We start from the raw sequence: 18,288 nt of genomic DNA, 5'->3' as shown, positions 1-18,288 counted from the left end.
GACACATACAATGAGCGCTAAGATGGCCCTTCGTTTTTCTGCCTGGATTCATGGCGCTCTTTTCGCCGCCGCGCTAGGGCTGGTGTATGGTAACGTCCATGCTGCCCCTCAGCATGCAGTTACCTTGTATGATGAGGCCCCCAAGTATCCAGCAAACTTTAGTCATTTTGATTACACCAATCCAAATGCTCCTAAAGGCGGCACCCTACGCCTGTCCGGCTTCGGTAGTTTCGATACGCTCAATCCCTTCAACAACAAGGGAACGCCCCCTGCCCAGATCAGCCTGATTTATGAAACACTGACATTTCATGCTCAGGATGAGCCTTTCACCGAATACGGGTTGCTGGCTGAAAAGATCGAAAAAGCCTCTGACAACAGCTACGTTCGCTTTTACCTGCGTCCCCAGGCTCGATTCAATGATGGAACACCAGTCACGGCTGATGACGTAGTATTTACCTTCAACGCCTTGGTCAATCAGGGTGATCCGCTCTACCGCAGCTATTATGCCGATGTAAAAGAAGTCAAAGCTGAAAGCCGGCTGGTGGTCCGCTTTGACTTCAAGACAACCCAAAATCGTGAGCTACCTCTTATTCTGGGACAGCTACCGGTTCTACCTAAGGCATGGTGGGCCAGCCGGGATTTTGGGAAGTCTTCTCTGGAACCACCTCTTGGTAGCGGTCCTTACCGAATCGCCAGCCTGCAGGCCGGGCGCTCGCTTAGGCTTGAGCGTGTAAAAGACTGGTGGGGTAAGGATCTTGCCGTTAACAAGGGCTTCTACAACTTCGACACTATCACGGTTGACTACTACCGTGATCAGAACGTAGGACTGGAAGCGTTCAAGGCGAATCAGTTCGATGTGAACCAGGAGATGTCCGCCAAGAATTGGGCAACTGCTTACGAAACACCGGCCTTGAGAGAAGGACGAATCGTTAAGGCGGAAATACCTAATCATGAGCCTCAAGGCATGCAGGCTTTTATTTACAACCTGCGCCGTCCCATGTTTCAGGACAAGCGGGTACGCCAGGCTATTGCAGTTCTATTCGACTTTGAATGGAGCAATCGTCAGCTGTTTTACGGCGCCTATACACGTAACAACAGTTACTTCGAAAACTCCGAACTGGCTGCCAGAGGACTACCCGGCCCAGAAGAGCTGAAGATTCTGGAACCTCTACGCGATCAACTGACTCCACAAGTCTTTAGCCAATCGCTGGAGCCTTCCCGTACCGACGGAAGCGGAATTATCCGACCGCAACAACGAGAGGCGTACCGGCTCTTGCTGGAAGCGGGCTATCACATCGAGAATGATCGCATGGTGGATGCACAAGGCCATCCACTGCGCTTTGAGTTCATGTTGGCCCAACCCGCCTTTGAAAGAGTGCTGCTGCCCTACAAACGCAACCTCGCGGAAGTTGGTATCACCCTGGATATTCGGCGGGTAGATGTATCCCAGTTCGTCAATCGTGTACGCTCCCGCGACTTCGATATGACAATTTTCAGCTGGCCACAGTCCAGCTCGCCCGGTAATGAACAGCGTGACTTCTGGCACTCAACCAGTGCAGATGACCCTGGAAGTCGTAATCTGCTCGGACTGAAGGACCCTGCCATCGATCGTCTCGTGGAAATGCTAATCGGCGCCGATACTCGTGCTTCACTAATTACCCATGCCAAAGCGCTAGATCGCGCCTTGCTTTGGGGGTATTACGTCGTTCCCAACTGGTATACCGACCGCTGGCGAGTTGCCTACTGGAACCGCTTCGGACGCCCCGCTAAGCAACCCGACTCCGATTTCGGCCTTATGACTTGGTGGCAAGTCAGCGATACGGCACGCAAAACGTCGCAGGTGAATCCCTGATGCTGTCCTACGCCCTGCGGCGATTGCTGCTGATTATTCCTACGCTGTTCGGCATCTTGCTCATCAACTTCATTATTATTCAGGCCTCTCCTGGCGGCCCTGTTGACCAGGCCATGGCTCGCCTGCAAGGTTTGGGCGCGGGTGGCGCAACAAGCCGCATTACGGGCAGCGGGAGCGAGTCGGCAGAGCATGGCAATACACATTATCGCGGTGCCCAGGGCCTGGATGAGGATCTGATCAAGCAGCTCGAAAAGCAATACGGCTTTGATAAACCTGCAACGCAACGCTTCTGGCTGATGATAAAAAGTTATGCCCAACTGGATTTTGGCCAGAGCTTTTTCAGGGACGCCAAAGTAACTGACCTTATCCTGGAAAAGTTGCCGGTCTCAATTTCCCTTGGCCTGTGGAGTACACTGATTCTGTATCTGGTCAGCATTCCACTGGGCATTACCAAGGCTATCCGTCACGGCAGTACGTTCGATGTATGGACCAGCTCTGCCATCGTCATTGGCTATGCAATCCCAGCCTTTCTGTTCGGTATCCTGCTGATCGTACTGTTTGCAGGCGGCAGTTACCTGCAATGGTTTCCACTGCGTGGCCTGACATCACCCAACTTCGACGAACTGACGCTAGGTGGCAAGATCGTCGACTACTTCTGGCACCTGGCGCTCCCGGTAACTACCCTTGTGATCGGCGGCTTTGCAACGCTTACGTTATTGACCAAGAACAGTTTTCTGGACGAAATCAATAAGCAGTATGTCATCACCGCACGGGCCAAAGGCCTGACAGAGCGCCGCGTCCTCTATGGGCATGTTTTTCGAAACGCCATGCTTTTGGTCATATCAGGTGTCCCTGCGGCATTACTGGGCGTATTTTTCACCGGCTCATTATTGATTGAAGTGATCTTTTCCCTGGACGGCCTCGGGCTGCTTAGCTTCGAGTCAGTCATGAGCCGGGATTACCCAGTCGTATTCGGAACACTGTTTTTATTCACTCTGTTCGGGCTGGTGACCAAATTAATCAGCGACCTGACTTATATGCTGATCGATCCTCGCATTGACTTCGAAAGCCGAGACTACTGATGCCGCGTCTTTCCCCCCTCAATCAACGCCGCTGGAGTCGCTTCAAGGCTCATAAACGAGGCTGGTATTCGCTCTGGCTGTTTATCGTCCTGTTTGTTCTTTGTCTCTGCGCAGAGCTCATTGCCAATGACAAACCTTTGGTCATTCATGTCGATGATCAGTGGTATTTCCCTGCGTTGGTGCATTACAACGAAACCGACTTTGGCGGTGAGTTTCCGCTGGAGCCCAATTACAAAGGCCCCTACTTCGAAAAGCTGATGACTGAAAAAGCAGCCTCTATGGTATGGCCGCTCATTCCGTTCAGCTACGACAGCATCAATTACGACCTCAATATCCCAGCCCCTGCCCCACCCTCGGCACAAAACTGGCTAGGGACAGATGATCAGGCAAGAGATGTTCTGGCCCGTATCATCTATGGCTTTCGCATATCGGTCCTATTCGCCTTGATTCTAACCATCGGCAGCAGCCTGATTGGCGTGCTTGTAGGCGCGCTACAAGGTTATTTCGGCGGTTGGGTAGATCTTCTAGGGCAGCGCTTTCTGGAGATCTGGTCAGGTTTGCCCGTGCTGTTCCTACTGATCATCCTGTCCAGTTTTGTACAGCCTAACTTCTGGTGGCTGCTGGGCATCATGCTGCTGTTTTCATGGACGTCTCTGGTAGATGTTGTGCGCGCTGAATTCTTGCGTGGCCGTAACCTTGAATATGTACGTGCGGCACGCGCGCTCGGCATGAAAGATCCTGCGATCATGTTTCATCATATTTTGCCAAACGCCATGATCGCTACCATGACCTTTCTTCCCTTCCTGCTCACGGCAGCAATTGGAACCTTGACGTCCCTGGATTTTCTAGGGTTTGGGCTTCCGGCTGGTGCACCCTCCCTGGGCGAGCTGATCGCTCAGGGTAAAGAAAACCTGCAGGCGCCCTGGCTGGGCATCTCGGCCTTTGTGACATTGGCCTTGATGTTAAGCCTTCTAGTATTCATTGGCGAGGCGGCACGCGATGCATTCGACCCCCGAAAATAACGTGGCGTCTTCTGCCCAGCAGACCACCCGACTGCTTGAAGTGCGTGATCTGTGCGTCGAATTTCGCAACGGACAAGAGGTAGTTCGTGCAGTCGAGCAGGTATCGTTCGATATTTACCCTGGCGAGACCTTGGCTCTTGTCGGTGAAAGCGGCTCGGGCAAGTCTGTAACAGCTCATTCGTTGCTGCGTTTATTACCAGCGTCCACCGCCCACTATCCTGCCGGCCGTATCCTGTACGGTGGCCAAGACCTGCTGAAGTTGCCTGAAAGGAAACTGTACGGAATACGCGGGAATCGCATCGCCATGATCTTTCAGGAGCCGATGACATCCCTCAACCCACTGCATACACTCGATAAGCAGCTAGGCGAAGTCCTGGCGCTGCATAAAGGCATGAAAGGTCCTGCCGCACGCAAGCGTATGATCGAACTTCTCGATCTGGTAGGCATTCCCGATCCAGCCAGCCGCCTTTCAGCTTACCCACATGAGCTTTCGGGCGGTCAGCGTCAGCGCGTCATGATCGCCATGGCACTGGCATGCGAGCCGGATCTGCTCATTGCTGACGAGCCCACTACTGCACTGGATGTCACCGTTCAGCAAAAGGTTCTAAATCTTTTGAAAGATCTGCAGAAGCGATTAGGCATGTCGATCCTGCTTATCAGCCATGACTTGAACCTGGTACGTCAGATTGCCGATCGGATATGTGTCATGCAACGTGGTCGCATCGTCGAACAGGAAACGTGCAAGACGCTGTTTCAACATCCACAGCATCCTTACACACAATTACTGCTGGCAGCGGAGCCGAGTGGCGATCCGATTCCCAGCCATCCTGCACCTGTAGAACTGGCTACTGAACATTTGAGCGTCTGGTTTCCGATTCGTAAAGGGCTGTTTCGTCGAACGGTTGATCACGTACAAGCCGTTGACGACGTCTCACTAGCGGTTCCACGAGGTCAAACCTTGGGCATTGTGGGTGAGAGCGGCTCTGGTAAAACCACATTGGGCCTGGCCATTCTTCGTCTATTGGAAAGCTGCGGCCGCATACGCTTCGGCAATCAGGCGCTCGATCAGCTATCCTCTGCCCAAATTCGACCGTTGCGGCGACAGATGCAAGTGGTCTTTCAGGACCCTTACGGTAGTCTGAGTCCACGTATGTCCGTTAGCGACATCGTGGGAGAAGGACTGAGAATCCATCGCATAGGAACACTAGAAGAACAGGAGACAGCAATAATCGGGGCATTACGGGAGGTAGGACTCGATCCAGAGGTCCGCCATCGTTATCCTCACGAGTTTTCAGGTGGGCAACGGCAACGCATCGCCATTGCCCGGGCCCTGATAGTGAAACCTTCGTTGATCTTGCTGGATGAGCCTACCTCAGCGCTCGACAGGACAGTTCAGCGGCAGGTCGTGGACCTGCTTCGCGATCTGCAGGCCAAATACAATCTGACTTATCTGTTCATCAGCCATGACCTGGCTGTTGTAAGAGCGCTGAGTCACCAACTGCTGGTGATGAAAGCGGGCCAGGTTGTAGAACAAGGGAGTGCTGAAGATGTCTTTCAACGACCTCAGCACCCGTATACACGGCAGTTATTGGATGCGGCACTTGCATCGTCCGCCCCTGCCTATTAACCAAGAGGAAGAAAACACATGGGATTTCTCGCCGGTAAGCGCGTCCTGATCGTAGGCGTCGCCAGCAAATTATCCATTGCCTCCGGTATCGCTGCTGCGATGCACCGTGAAGGTGCCGAACTGGCCTTTACCTATCAGAACGACAAGCTCAAGTCCCGCGTTGAAGAGTTCGCGGCTGGCTGGGGCTCCAATGCCGATTTGTGCTTCCCTTGCGATGTTGCCAACGACGAAGAAATCGAAGCGGTGTTTACAGAGCTCTCCAAGAAATGGGACGGCCTGGACATCATCGTTCACTCCGTTGGCTTTGCACCCGGCGATCAGCTGGACGGCGACTTTACTGAAGTGACAACCCGTGAAGGCTTCCGTATCGCTCACGACATCAGCGCCTACAGCTTTGTTGCGCTGGCCAAGGCGGGACGCGAAATGATGAAGGGCCGCAACGGCAGCTTGTTGACCCTGTCCTATCTGGGTGCCGAGCGCACCATGCCCAACTACAATGTCATGGGCATGGCCAAGGCCAGCCTTGAGGCAGGTGTCCGCTATCTGGCAGGCAGCCTTGGCCCAGAAGGCACTCGCGTCAATGCTATCTCGGCTGGCCCCATTCGCACCCTAGCGGCCTCGGGCATCAAGAGCTTCCGCAAGATGCTTGCAGCTAACGAGCGCCAAACCCCTCTGCGTCGCAATGTGACCATCGAAGAGGTCGGCAACGCCGGTGCCTTCCTGTGCTCGGACCTAGCATCAGGCATCAGCGGCGAAATTCTTTATGTCGATGGCGGCTTCAACACTACCGCCATGGGTCAGATAGAAGAGTGATGTAAACATAAAAAAGGCCCCTAAGGGGCCTTTTTTATGGTGTATCGCTTCGTATCTGTGCATGGCTGAGAAGAGTAAAAATAAACGTTCCGCCTACAATATTACCCGCCAAGGTAGGCCCAACGAAGACAAGCCCGAACTCTGTCCATGAAAGCTCGCCGGAAAACACCAGATAAGCCACCTCAGCCGACCCCACGATAATATGGGTGAAGTCACCCAAAGCCATCAGGTAGGTGATCGCAATGATTATCCAAATCTTGGCATGCTCTGCTGACGATATCATCCAGACCATGGTTGCGATCATCCATCCAGAAATGATTCCCTTTGAAAACATTTCTGGTACGCCATTTTCCATTACTTTCCGGCCTATCTCCAGAAAGGCCGCATCGACTCTGGGTTCGAACAGGGGAAGGTAAAGCACGACATAGGAAATGAGCGATGTGCCGATCAAGTTACCTATAAGAACGATGCCCCATAACCGCAGCAATTGCCTGAACATATGCAATGACGGCTGCGTCATTACAGGAAGCACCGCCGTAATGGTGTTTTCGGTAAAGAGTTGCTGTCGAGCCAGAATTACGGCCAGAAAACCCACCGAATAACCAAAGCTCGAAATAAGCTTGCTTGTCTCTCCCTCAGGGAGATGAGAATTCAAAAGTCCCATCGCTATCAGCGAAAGGCCCATGGTTAGTCCTGCGCCCAGAGCAGACCAGAAAAGCGCACTGCTACTTCTCTCAAGCTCCTGTTCGCCTTGCTTTCTGATCGTTTCATGGAGAACCGCCGCGCGAGGCGGCTGGTTCTCACTGACATCCTGCTCTTCCTCAGCGGTAAGACCAGGCGTTTTTCCCTTATCGACCGAATCCATAGAGCTTCCTCGCTCAGCGGGTACTTTCTTCCCAGATAAGACTGCCATCCTCAGCGACTTCAACTACCCGGCTAAGCGCTGCGTCAGCAGCTTCTTCAGCCTCGGATGCCAAGTCGAAATGCCGCTCAGTGGCTACTCGATGAAAATGAGGCTGACTTCCTTCCTCTCGGGCCTTAACGCCAATCACGGCTTCAAAGCCGTCTTGCGCAGGTACGGCGGATGAAATCGCTTCGAAATGTTCGAAATGCTTGATTGCCATAAATACAGTCCTCTCGACGTTAACGTTGGCGTCCACAAGCCAACCGGATACTTAGTAGACTGATAAGGCTATAAAACGATCTGCCCGTGGCATAAAAGAATAAGTATCTGTTAGTACAACACAACAGATCGCCATACCATGGCAAGGCATCGACTGTTGTCGGCAGAAAGTTGGATCAACTAAAAGCGGCGTTAAGCCAGGAGCCGCTGGATGTAGTCCTGCAGCTTGTCCAAAGCAAAAGGCTTGGCCAATACTGGAGCTGTGCCAATCAGCGGACTGCCTGTATCCATAATTTCAGCCGGATAGCCACTGATAAACATTACTTTGAGGTCAGGACGTAGCTTAAGTGCCGGCTCGGCAATCATTACGCCCGACACGCCATCAGGCAATCTGTAGTCAGTGATCAGAAGATCGAGGTCAGGCTTTGTAGCCAGAATAAGAAAGGCTTCGGTCGATGAAGGCGCTTGAAGCACCTTGTAACCAAGCTCAGTAAGGTAATCAACGAGTATTAACAAGACCTGAGGTTCATCCTCTACGATTAATACTACTTTATCTGTAGAACTCATGAACCGTCTCACTCGATTAAACACGCAGCTTTGACCACGAAACAGGCTCAAGTTCCCCGTATTGGAAACTTGAGCTTTTAAATCTATATATCTTACTTATCGCTTTTATCGCCCTGCTCTTCTTTTGGTGAAGGCGTGACGTCACCCCCCACGTCAGCGCCGGCGCCTTTACCTGTGGATGATCCGTCAGGCGTCCCCATGCCGGCAGAGTTAGGGCTCGTCTTATCGTCAGCCAATGCCATGCCAGTTACAGACATCAGTCCCGTCAACGCCAATACAGCTAGTGCTTTGGTTTTCATAGCGGCCCCCGTCTTAGATTAGTGGTCTTCTTTTCACTTCGAAGCATTGCCTCGTCAAAGATAGACCTGATCACTCGACAGGTGTTCAAGACCAATGACCTTTATCGACCGACACTTTCATTACCAAAACTCATGGGCAATAAAAAGCCCCGCGTGAGCGAGGCTTTTGGGCAAAGACGATTTTAGCGTTTAAGCGCGCAGGTGACCAAACCACTCAATGGCCGAACGCCAAATGCAGATTCCAATGAAGTATCCAGACATGGCAAACCAGATTGCCAACAAAGTTGGACTATGGTCAGGATGATTAAGAATCAGCAACATACTGCACAGCAGCCAGACGAACGTTACTGCAATATTGATAGGCATGAACTTGCGCACTCGGAAAGGGTGCAAGAATTTCATGCGCGTCAAGGTCAACATCGCTAGCACAATAACGCCCAATAGCGTCAGCCACGGTGCTGGCGACAGGATATACAAATAAAGCGCTACCACATTCCAGGCTGCCGGAAAGCCTACAAAGTAGTTATCGCTGCTCTTCATGTTCACGTTACAGAAACAGAACAAGGAAGACACTAGAATCACTGAAACGGTAAAGAGCGCGGTGTAGCTTGGTAAAGGTATGTACTTGTAAATGAACAGCGCTGGAATGAAGACATACGTAAGGTAGTCAATCGCCAGATCAAGTACTGAACCGTCAAAATGGGGCAGAACAGATTTGGTATTGAGCTTGCGCGCCAGGGTTCCGTCCAGACCATCTACAATCAGGGCAGCACCGAGCCACAACAGGCATTCTTTGGGCTGATTATCAAACAGGGCAAGTGTTGCAAGCAACGCCAGGACAACACCCGTGGCGGTGACGCCATGGGCGCCCCAGGCTTTGAGCTTGTCTGAGGGCATGGTCAATATCACAGCGAATCTCTTCGTGGCATGAAATAAGGCTTATACAGTCGGCGCAAAGAAAAACAAACCGGCCATATGGTTAATAAATCAGATCTAGAATACAGGAGTTTGGAAAGGATACCGATACGAACATTCATGATGCTACCGACAAGACAAAGCGTACCCCTATAGAGTTCGCTGGAATATGAGGTATTTCGTCTTTTTGGCGTCTTCCAAATTAAAAAGCACGCGTAGCCAAGGATACGATACCGATCTTCGATTAGACGGGGGCTTTCCTGATAAGCTAGCGCTCAAGCTCGCCGAAGTTACTGACCTCTATTTCCGATGTCGTATTGGAATAGGCTGTAACGTAGTAACTGGAACACCCCATGACCGCCTCGAACACTCACCCAGCCTTGAACAAGCCTTCTACACTGTCACGCCGCTTCTCCGTTGCGCCAATGATGGACTGGACGGACAAACATTGCCGCTTTTTCATGCGCCTGCTTTCGAAGCGAACACTGCTTTACACCGAGATGGTAACAACAGGCGCCTTGCTTCGAGGCGATCCGGCACGCTTTTTAGCGTACGACCAAAGTGAGCATCCTATCGCGCTGCAGCTAGGCGGCAGTACTCCGCATGAGCTGGCAGCCTGTGCCCGCCTAGCCGAAGCAGCAGGTTACGATGAGGTCAACCTGAACGTTGGCTGCCCAAGCGATAGGGTACAGAATAACATGATTGGCGCCTGCCTGATGGCTCACCCCCAACTGGTGGCTGATTGCGTAAAGGCAATGCGCGACGCGGTAAGTATTCCCGTTACGGTAAAACACCGTATTGGGATCAATGGCCGAGACAGCTATGATCAGCTGCAGGAGTTCATTACCACCGTCAACGAAGCGGGCTGCAATAGTTTTACCGTACACGCACGCATTGCCATTCTGGAAGGGTTGTCTCCCAAGCAGAATCGTGAAGTCCCGCCGCTGCGTTATGACGTAGCCGCACAACTGATGAATGATTTTCCAGATCTTGAATTCATTCTGAATGGCGGCATTAAGACCTTGGAAGAAGCACAGACTCACTTGAAGACTTTCAATGGCGTCATGCTTGGCCGTGAGGCTTATCACAACCCGTATCTTCTGGCGTCTGTGGATCAATTAGTGTTCGGTGATGACCGTGCCATTACGACTCGGCACCAGGTGTTACAGTCGCTTCGTCCTTATATAGACAAGCATCTGGCGTCAGGCGGCGCCATGCATCACATAACCCGGCACATTCTGGGCCTTTCGCAGGGAATTAAGGGAGGGCGCCGCTTCAGGCAGCTACTCTCAGTAGATGTGCATAAAAGCTCGGAACCGCTACGTATATTTGACCAAGCCACTGAACTCTTGGAAGGTCATTGAATCTGGTCAAACACTCTAATCACTACGTGAGGATCGATAGCAAGCATGAACAAGCTAGAGCAACTCAAGCAATACACTACAGTAGTAGCCGATACAGGTGATCTGGACGCTATCACGCGTCTGAAGCCTGTCGATGCTACGACCAACCCTTCCCTTCTGCTGAAAGCGGCAGCATTGCCCCGCTACGCTCAACTGCTAGGCGACGCTCTCAACGATACGGGTGACGATATCGGCCTGGCTTGCGACAAGTTTGCGGTTGCTGTTGGCAAGGAAATTCTTAATGTCATTCCGGGTCGCATTTCGACTGAAGTCGATGCCAGGCTTTCATTTGATACAAATGCAACCCTGAGCCGCGCAGAGCGCTTGATCGACCTGTACGAGAAAGCCGGAATCAGCAAAGACCGAGTACTCATCAAAATTGCCTCCACATGGGAAGGCATTCGCGCTGCTGAAAAGCTCGAAAAAGATGGTATTCAAACTAATCTGACTTTGCTCTTTTCCTTTGCCCAGGCGGCAGCTTGCGCTGATGCTGGCGTTTTCCTGATCTCTCCATTCGTTGGTCGTATCTACGACTGGTACAAGAAAGCCGAAGGCCGTGACTTTACTGGAAAGGAAGACCCAGGCGTACAGTCAGTTTCCCGTATTTATCAGTACTACAAAGCCAACAAGTTCGAAACCGTGGTGATGGGTGCAAGCTTCCGTAACCTCAACCAAATCGAACAACTGGCAGGATGTGATCGCTTGACGATCAGCCCAGAGCTACTGCAGAGCCTGTCTGAAGATGAAGGCACGCTTGAGCGTAACCTGGTAGCAGGCGGCACAGCCGAGCCGTTGCATTCCCTTAACGAAAGTGCTTTCCGCTGGTCTTTGAATGAAGACGCCATGGCCACCGAGAAACTGGCGGAAGGCATCCGCCAATTCGCTCGTGATCAGGAAAAACTGGAAGGCCTGATTAGCGCCAAGAAGTAATGCCTGCCCTGGTCAATGCTTTTCTAAAGCATTGACCAGATCCTTGAATGCTTCACGATTGGATTCATTCAAACTCATCAGTATACGATGAGCCTCTAGCACCTTATCCCTGACGACTTCCTCAGACTCATCCTGCGGGGGGAGGTCATGCAGACAGTCCGAACATGGCACGGGCTGATTCACGATATTGAATACCTGATCAAAACCCATCGAATCCAACAATCGTGTGATATCTGGATTGGTGGTGACCAATGTTGGCAATAGGCCAATCTTTTGACGTGAAAGAATAGAGAGCTTTGCCAATAAGCCTAGCGTCGTACTATCGATACTTTTAGTGTCGATCAGATCGATTACGATTGATGAGAAATTCAACGCAGAAAAGATCTGTTCAATAGTGGCATCCAGCGCCGAGCATAATGTCAAGCGCACCTCGCCGATGAATTTGAGCACAAAGGTGCCATTCATTTCAGCGAACTGGATTTTACCGGTACTCATGCAAGGTTCCTGCTTAACACCAGCATGGCGATATCATCCGGCATCTCGCCCAAGTTGGCCAGTCCAAGCTGTTTCGAAATCCCACCTAGCGTCCCATTGGCCAGGCGGACCTGTTCAGGTAAAGAAGCCTCTTTCGCTTTCAAGTTCTCTCCAGGCAATAAATCAAAAATCCCATCGGAAAACAGCGCAAGGCTGAAACTGGCGGGTAACTCCAAAGTATGGTCTGAATAGCTGGCCTCTTCAAAAAGGCCAACCGGAAACCCCTTCCCCTGCAAAAAGCGTGTCTCTTCTGCAGTGTGCAACACAGGAAGCGGCAAGTGCCCACCAATACTGTAAGTAAGTACACCACTGTCTTCATCGATCACGCCACCCAACATGGTAACGTGTTTGCCCAGCTTACAGTTCAGCAAGCCACGATTGATATGCCCCAGCACATCGGAAGGCCTGAACTCAGGCAGAGTGCCATTACGACGAGATTCATACAACAGCCGCGTCGTCATAAACTTGAGCAACACCGTTACAAACGCTGACGACGCTCCATGTCCGGAAACATCTGCCAGATAAAAAGCGATACGGTGCTCATCAACGCGAAAATAATCGACGAAATCACCAGAGAGATACAAAGATGGAATGATCTGGTGAGCAAAATTCAAACCATTGGTTTCCCAGGGTGTTACCGGCAGCATATTCATTTGCACTTGCCGGCCGGCATTCTGGTCCTCCTGTAAAAGACTCAGGCTCGCCTGAAGCTCTCGATTGGCATTTTCCAGTTTGATGCGATAACGATCATTTTCAAGGCGAAGCCTTGCACGGTCGAGCGCCCGAATAACCGAATGTTCTAGAACAGCCAGATCCTCAAGAGGCTTGATGAGATAGTCGGCCGCGCCCAATCTCAGCGCCTCGACAACATCACTCATTACCCCTGCGCCCGAGAGGACTATGACAGGCGTATCGAGCGACATTTCCGAAATGCGCCGTAACAAGGAAAGCCCATCCAGCTGAGGCATTCTAAGGTCGCAGATAATGAGATCCGGCTGCTCACGCTCGAAGACTTGCAAACCCTGCATGCCGTTCGAAGCCTGTAAGACCGTAAAGCCGCTATCTTCGAGATAGTCCGCCAGACTCAGGCGTACAACCTCATCATCATCGATAATCAAAAGTGTGGCGCTGGGATTAGGCATAAACTATCCAGGCATGCGTATCCCTATGAGGTGGTCTTTTGGATCAGGCCAGGGTGCACGCAATAGGTACTATTTTTAATACGGCGCAGACACTACTCCCATCAGCCGAGCCGTTCAAGCGCCCCTTCTATCCAAACGGCTGAGGCTAGCTTTACAAGGCCTTGAGGCTAAGGCTATATGGTTTCGTTTACTTGCGAAGTACCTTTATTGAGAGACTTGTTCCAATGAGCTTAAGCGATCGTTCGTACAGCGAAAAGCGCGACTTTATTAGAATGCAGATTGATTCCAAGGCTATTCTTCGGACAAATGGCGAAGAAATAGACGCAATTTGCCGTGATTTGTCGAGCACAGGGCTTCAGATCGAAGCTAAGAGTCACGTCAAGGAAGGAGACAAAGTGATCGTAGTGATCCCCTCTGAACACCCGGAGCTACAAGGGCTAGAAGCCGAAGCCGAAGTGATTCGCGTCACATCTTTGGAACAAGGCAGTCAACTGCTAGGACTCAGCATCCTTTCCATGAATTAGATCACAGATCAGCATCACGTCAAGCAGAGACCTGCTGCCTGACGTGATGAGTCCTCTTAAAAGTCGTCTACCACGTTACCGTCTTTAATCTTGTATTCGCGACTTTGTAAGTAAGCGTTACGGATAAAGATGTACTTGTCGCCTGTAATCATTTTCTCGGCATCAAGCAGGTTAGCGCGTGTATCTACTACACTCAGCGCAAATGCCGAATTCCTCGCCGCCACATCACCCATATAGGGGTATGGCGAGGCATAGGAATCAGGAATTCGGCCTAGTCCATCACGTACTGTGCTGGGACCCAGGAAAGGCAAGACGACATACGGGCCGCTACCAACGCCCCAATGACCTAATGTCTGACCGAAGTCTTCGTCATTTCTCGTCAGTCCCGCATGAGTCGCCACATCAAATATACCCAATACACCCAGCGTGGTGTTCATGAGCAAACGTGCGGTATCTACACCAGCGGCATACGGTTTTGCCTGCAAAACGTCATTAGCTAAATTGCCAACATCACCAATGTTACGAAAAACATTACTGACTCCCGTTTGCACGACGTCAGGTGTGATCTTGTTATAACCCTGCGCGATAGGCTTCAGCGCATAGGTATCAAGCGTGTCATTAAAACGGAAAATACCTCGGTTGACCCCTTCCCATGGATCATCTTCCGAGGCAGCCAACACAGCGGTACTCGCGACAGTCAACATTGCGCCAAAGGCAATGCCGCCAATACGGGTACTCCATGCTCCTTTGTTAAACGGCATCATATTCTCCTGATGAGTTTGTCCAGTCTTACTGGCAGAGTGGCAAAATTATAACCGCGATGTCTTTGCAATTGGTTACGGATGAAACAACTTGCCTTATTGACCTTTGATCACTCAATTAGGTCTACAGGTGGGTACGCTTCAAAAGGAGAAAACGTATGCCCGCCTCTCGCCTGCAACAGGAGCTGATCGAACTACAGCACCAGCTCAAGACAAGCCCTCCTGAAAGCGAGGAAGATCGCGCCTCGCTAGAACTGTTAATCAGGGATATAGAACTGCAGCTTGCTCACGAAGACTCGACCAAGCCGGATTCCAATCTCGTCGATGGCGTAAATCTGGCAGTCGAGCGGTTTGAAGTCAGCCACCCCAGAGTAGCGAACACCCTCCGCTCGATCATGCAGAGCCTTGCGAGCATGGGTATCTGACATCACTGACGGGCCAAGCGCCCTGCTACCGGCAGATGTGCGGCATGAGTGCTTCGATAAGGATTGATATCAAGCCCTCCCCGCCGCACATACCGCGCATAAACAGTAAGCGATTCCGGCTCCAGCACGCTACGCAGATCAAGAAACATGCGCTCGACGCACTGCTCATGAAAATCTGCATGGCGCCTGAAGGAGATGATGTAAGCGAGCAATGACGCCCGATCAAGCACTGTTCTGCCCTCATACTCAATCACGACGCTTCCCCAGTCCGGCTGCCCCGTAACCGGGCAATTGGAGCGAAGCAGATGACTATAAAGCGACTCCCTCACAAGCTGACCAGGTAAGGCTTTTAATAAATCCGGTCTAGGCACATCGTAGTGCTGTACCTCAATATCCAGCTCATCAATACAGCTTCCGGGGGGCGTAACAAACCCTTCCCTGGCTACTAAATCTATTGGCTTTACCAAAACCCCAACGTGGTCTCCTGCTGCCTGAGACAGATCCCTTGTTAAAACCTCAGTGAGCGCCTCAGGACTTTCGAATGTTGTCTGATTGAGTGAGTTCAGATACAGCTTGAATGATTTGGATTCGATGATATTTGGCGAGTTGGCCGGTATGGAGAACTCGGCAATAGCAGCGACAGGCTTACCTTTTGAGTTCAGCCAGGACAACTCATAACACGTCCATATATCCATACCGCAGTAAGGTAACGTTTCTCTTGTAAGCCCCAATTCGGTCCATTTAGGGCTACGCGGTATGGGATACAGCAACGAAGGCGTATAGATATCCACGTACTCGCTCGTTTTACCGAGCGGAGAATGATCGACAGTTTGCATAGAATTTCTCAAGAATCCGAGGCGCGCTATGCCAGATGTACTCTCGCCATAGCGTCCTCAATATATCAATGACGCATGCCGCGCCCGCTCGTCAGCAGACGAATGCAGCATATATAGAGAACAATGGCAGCAATCAGCATAAGACCAATCGCGACACCAATTTGGATATCTGAAACGCCCAATATCCCATAGCGGAATGCATTGACCATATGCAGGATGGGATTAGCCATCGACATGCCCTGCCAGAACGGTGGTAGCAGATCGATCGAATAGAACACCCCACCAAGATAAGTCAATGGCGTCAGGATGAACGTGGGCACTATAGAGATATCGTCAAAGTTACGGGCATAGACCGCGTTTATGAAACCACCCAAGGAAAAAACGGCAGCAGTCAGGATGATCACAAGCAACGTGATTCCTAAATGATGCACCTGTACATGGGTAAAAAATAAAGAAAGAACCGTAACGATAGCCGCTACTGCCAGCCCTCTCAGGATACCGCCACACGCATAACCAATAAGAATGACATGAGGTGATACAGGCGAGACCAGCAACTCTTCAACAGAGCGTTGAAATTTACTACTGAAAAAGCTTGATACGACATTGCTATAGGAATTAGTAATAACGGACATCATGATCAAGCCCGGCACAATGTATTCCATATAGGAGAACCCGCCCATGCCTCCTATTCGGCTACCGATCAGATTGCCGAAGATAACGAAGTAAAGGGCCATAGTGATCGCAGGAGGCAACAAGGTCTGCGGCCAAATACGCGTAAAGCGTCGCACCTCCCGATGGACAATCGTTTGCAAGGCAATAAGGTTGGCTTTTATTTCAGTTTTCATCTCGCCACCTTTGCCAAGTTCTTTTCTACCAACGACACGAACAGCTCCTCAAGCCTGTTAGCCTTGTTGCGCATACTGATGACGTCTATGCCTTGAGCATTCAACTGAGTGAACAGGCCATTGATTCCAACACTCTTGTCGACTTGCACTTCAAGCGAGTGACTGGTGATAAGCCTGACCGGATAATCTTGAAGAGAGGGCGCAACTGATAGCGCCTGCTTTACATCAAGAACGAATGTCTCGACATGTAGTTTCTGAAGAAGCTCACGCATGCTGGTGTTTTCCACAATGGTGCCATGGTCAATAATGGCAATGTTGCGGCACAGCTGTTCTGCTTCCTCCAGATAGTGCGTCGTCAGAATGATGCTGGCACCCTGCTGATTGAGAGTGGTCAAAAAGCTCCACATCGAACGGCGCAATTCAATATCCACACCAGCAGTAGGCTCGTCCAGTATGAGCAACCTTGGCTTGTGAATGAGCGCCCTGGCGATCATCAAACGCCGTTTCATCCCCCCAGACAACATACGGGACGGGGTATCTCGTTTGTCCCAGAGCCCTAGCTGAGTCAGGTATTCCTCGGCACGCTCCTTGGCCTGCCTAGCAGGTATTCCGTAATAGCCTGCCTGCGTAACCAGAATATCGAATGCCTTTTCAAACTGATTGAAGTTGAACTCTTGGGGCACAACCCCAAGACAGCGCTTGAGTCCTGCCGGATCACGATCCAGATCGTGCCCGAAGACCGAAACCTGACCACTGCTTTTATTCACCAGCGTGGACAGAATGCCTATCGTGGTAGATTTTCCTGCACCATTAGGTCCGAGAAGCGCAAAAAAATCGCCTTCGTTGACATCAAGGTCCAACCCCTTGAGCGCCTGGAAACCATTTCCGTAGGTTTTAGTGAGTTGCCGTATGGACAGAGCTTCGTTCATCTCGCTCACAAATTTCAGAAAATTAGAGGGGCTAAATGAGGGTGCAATACCCGATTTACAACCTTTGACGAATGTAAACCCACATCATTCCAAATCGGGTGAGAAAAGACAGTCCGGCCATCCGCCTTTATACTGCTCCACTGTATATGAATGGGACATACACATGGCCACTGACTATTTGGAACACAACATGGCGCTTTTGGCGCACCTGCGGACCATATTGGCCGCATTGGGTGAGTCAGAGCAGATTCCTGAAGATAACCACGGGCTATTCCTGGACCGCTTCGACGAGCTTTTGACTGAGCTGCCCAAACATCCGGAAGAAAACCATTATCTAGGGCAGGACCTGATCAGCCAGATTTTCCATCGCTATCCCCAGGTTGCCCATCTGGTACCCAGGGACCTGCTGTGGTTCTTTGGGGGAGATTGTCTTCACTTCATGCCTGACGAGGAAATCGCCCGCTACCAGGCACTGGATGAGCGCCGCTTCGAAGCAGAGGCTGCTGGAGAGCCCTTTGACTGGAATCAAGAGAAGCAATTGATGCTGCTTCCAGACAACGGACAAACTCATTAGATAAAGCGATGAGGGTCACAAAGGCCCTCATCAAAAACAAGATGCACAAACAAAAACACCGCCAAGAAGGCGGTGTTTTTAATTT

21 protein-coding genes are annotated in these 18,288 nt (G+C 51.1%); 10 read left to right on the top strand and 11 right to left on the bottom strand.

The window, feature by feature from the left end:
* The first annotated feature begins 22 nt into the window (after positions 1–22).
* The 5 genes from PLU01S_RS22235 to fabI are packed head-to-tail and all read left to right on the top strand — an operon-like array spanning position 23 to position 6,396.
* Complete coding sequence (locus PLU01S_RS22235; protein WP_074823969.1) at positions 23–1,852, top strand: extracellular solute-binding protein; 1,830 nt, start codon at positions 23–25, stop codon at positions 1,850–1,852.
* Positions 1,852–2,934: a microcin C ABC transporter permease YejB gene (locus PLU01S_RS22230; protein ID WP_074823960.1), complete on the top strand. Its 1,083-nt coding sequence runs from the start codon at positions 1,852–1,854 to the stop codon at positions 2,932–2,934. Before PLU01S_RS22235 ends, PLU01S_RS22230 begins: the two co-directional genes overlap by 1 nt.
* Complete coding sequence (locus PLU01S_RS22225; RefSeq protein WP_010794867.1) at positions 2,934–3,956, top strand: ABC transporter permease; 1,023 nt, start codon at positions 2,934–2,936, stop codon at positions 3,954–3,956. The genes PLU01S_RS22230 and PLU01S_RS22225 overlap by 1 nt, the downstream gene beginning before the upstream one ends.
* Positions 3,934–5,583 carry an ABC transporter ATP-binding protein gene (locus PLU01S_RS22220; RefSeq protein WP_074823957.1) on the top strand — a complete coding sequence of 550 codons (1,650 nt, stop codon included), beginning with the start codon at positions 3,934–3,936 and terminating at the stop codon, positions 5,581–5,583. Before PLU01S_RS22225 ends, PLU01S_RS22220 begins: the two co-directional genes overlap by 23 nt.
* An 18-nt stretch (positions 5,584–5,601) precedes the next feature.
* The gene (gene fabI / locus PLU01S_RS22215) at positions 5,602–6,396 is read left to right on the top strand and encodes an enoyl-ACP reductase FabI (protein ID WP_074823955.1); all 795 of its coding nucleotides are present in this window, start codon (positions 5,602–5,604) and stop codon (positions 6,394–6,396) included.
* A gap of 34 nt (positions 6,397–6,430) precedes the next feature.
* Here the strand turns inward: fabI and PLU01S_RS22210 are convergent, their stop codons facing one another.
* The 5 genes from PLU01S_RS22210 to pcsA form a co-directional block, all read right to left on the bottom strand.
* Complete coding sequence (locus PLU01S_RS22210; RefSeq protein ID WP_074823952.1) at positions 6,431–7,261, bottom strand: formate/nitrite transporter family protein; 831 nt, start codon at positions 7,259–7,261, stop codon at positions 6,431–6,433.
* Positions 7,262–7,274: 13 nt separating this feature from the next.
* Positions 7,275–7,520 carry a hypothetical protein gene (locus tag PLU01S_RS22205; protein ID WP_010794871.1) on the bottom strand — a complete coding sequence of 82 codons (246 nt, stop codon included), beginning with the start codon at positions 7,518–7,520 and terminating at the stop codon, positions 7,275–7,277.
* A gap of 191 nt (positions 7,521–7,711) precedes the next feature.
* A complete protein-coding gene (locus PLU01S_RS22200) occupies positions 7,712–8,086 on the bottom strand; it encodes a response regulator (protein WP_010794872.1) in 375 nt (124 codons plus the stop codon).
* A 92-nt stretch (positions 8,087–8,178) separates the two neighbouring features.
* Positions 8,179–8,385 (bottom strand): hypothetical protein, encoded by a 207-nt coding sequence (locus tag PLU01S_RS22195; protein WP_010794873.1) that lies wholly within the window; start codon positions 8,383–8,385, stop codon positions 8,179–8,181.
* Between the two features lie 189 nt (positions 8,386–8,574).
* Positions 8,575–9,282 (bottom strand): phosphatidylcholine synthase, encoded by a 708-nt coding sequence (gene pcsA, locus PLU01S_RS22190; RefSeq protein ID WP_010794874.1) that lies wholly within the window; start codon positions 9,280–9,282, stop codon positions 8,575–8,577.
* A 371-nt stretch (positions 9,283–9,653) separates the two neighbouring features.
* Here pcsA and dusA point away from each other — a divergent pair, with 371 nt between their 5' ends.
* Positions 9,654–10,664: a tRNA dihydrouridine(20/20a) synthase DusA gene (gene dusA, locus PLU01S_RS22185; protein ID WP_074823949.1), complete on the top strand. Its 1,011-nt coding sequence runs from the start codon at positions 9,654–9,656 to the stop codon at positions 10,662–10,664.
* A 45-nt stretch (positions 10,665–10,709) separates the two neighbouring features.
* Positions 10,710–11,633: a transaldolase gene (tal, locus tag PLU01S_RS22180; protein ID WP_010794876.1), complete on the top strand. Its 924-nt coding sequence runs from the start codon at positions 10,710–10,712 to the stop codon at positions 11,631–11,633.
* Positions 11,634–11,645: 12 nt separating this feature from the next.
* Here tal and rssC read toward each other — a convergent pair whose 3' ends face one another.
* Positions 11,646–12,128 (bottom strand): anti-sigma factor antagonist RssC, encoded by a 483-nt coding sequence (gene rssC / locus PLU01S_RS22175; protein WP_074823947.1) that lies wholly within the window; start codon positions 12,126–12,128, stop codon positions 11,646–11,648.
* Positions 12,125–13,309, bottom strand: a complete 1,185-nt coding sequence (gene rssB, locus PLU01S_RS22170; protein WP_010794878.1) for a two-component system response regulator RssB — start codon at positions 13,307–13,309, stop codon at positions 12,125–12,127. Before rssB ends, rssC begins: the two co-directional genes overlap by 4 nt.
* 224 nt (positions 13,310–13,533) lie before the next feature.
* Between rssB and PLU01S_RS22165 the strand changes: the two genes are divergently transcribed.
* Positions 13,534–13,833 carry a PilZ domain-containing protein gene (locus PLU01S_RS22165; RefSeq protein ID WP_074823944.1) on the top strand — a complete coding sequence of 100 codons (300 nt, stop codon included), beginning with the start codon at positions 13,534–13,536 and terminating at the stop codon, positions 13,831–13,833.
* 56 nt (positions 13,834–13,889) lie between these two features.
* Here the strand turns inward: PLU01S_RS22165 and PLU01S_RS22160 are convergent, their stop codons facing one another.
* Entirely contained in the window at positions 13,890–14,537 is a 648-nt protein-coding gene (locus PLU01S_RS22160; protein WP_037030381.1) for an MlaA family lipoprotein, read from the bottom strand.
* Between the two features lie 215 nt (positions 14,538–14,752).
* On the opposite strand from PLU01S_RS22160, the gene PLU01S_RS22155 reads away from it, so the two are divergent.
* Positions 14,753–15,019 carry a DUF4404 family protein gene (locus PLU01S_RS22155; protein WP_010794881.1) on the top strand — a complete coding sequence of 89 codons (267 nt, stop codon included), beginning with the start codon at positions 14,753–14,755 and terminating at the stop codon, positions 15,017–15,019.
* 2 nt (positions 15,020–15,021) lie between these two features.
* Here PLU01S_RS22155 and queF read toward each other — a convergent pair whose 3' ends face one another.
* The 3 genes from queF to PLU01S_RS22140 form a co-directional block, all read right to left on the bottom strand.
* Positions 15,022–15,855 (bottom strand): NADPH-dependent 7-cyano-7-deazaguanine reductase QueF, encoded by an 834-nt coding sequence (gene queF / locus PLU01S_RS22150; RefSeq protein ID WP_074823941.1) that lies wholly within the window; start codon positions 15,853–15,855, stop codon positions 15,022–15,024.
* 65 nt (positions 15,856–15,920) lie between these two features.
* A complete protein-coding gene (locus tag PLU01S_RS22145; RefSeq protein WP_074823938.1) occupies positions 15,921–16,700 on the bottom strand; it encodes an ABC transporter permease in 780 nt (259 codons plus the stop codon).
* The gene (locus tag PLU01S_RS22140) at positions 16,697–17,629 is read right to left on the bottom strand and encodes an ABC transporter ATP-binding protein (protein WP_074823935.1); all 933 of its coding nucleotides are present in this window, start codon (positions 17,627–17,629) and stop codon (positions 16,697–16,699) included. The genes PLU01S_RS22145 and PLU01S_RS22140 overlap by 4 nt, the downstream gene beginning before the upstream one ends.
* A 163-nt stretch (positions 17,630–17,792) precedes the next feature.
* Here PLU01S_RS22140 and PLU01S_RS22135 point away from each other — a divergent pair, with 163 nt between their 5' ends.
* Positions 17,793–18,203, top strand: a complete 411-nt coding sequence (locus PLU01S_RS22135) for a PA2817 family protein (RefSeq protein WP_010794885.1) — start codon at positions 17,793–17,795, stop codon at positions 18,201–18,203.
* Positions 18,204–18,288: the final 85 nt, after the last annotated feature.

The organism is Pseudomonas luteola NBRC 103146 (assembly GCF_002091675.1).
GTDB lineage: Bacteria > Pseudomonadota > Gammaproteobacteria > Pseudomonadales > Pseudomonadaceae > Chryseomonas > Chryseomonas luteola.
The sequence above is the reverse complement of the archived record's forward strand: the minus strand, read 5'-3'. Positions and strand labels throughout refer to the sequence as shown.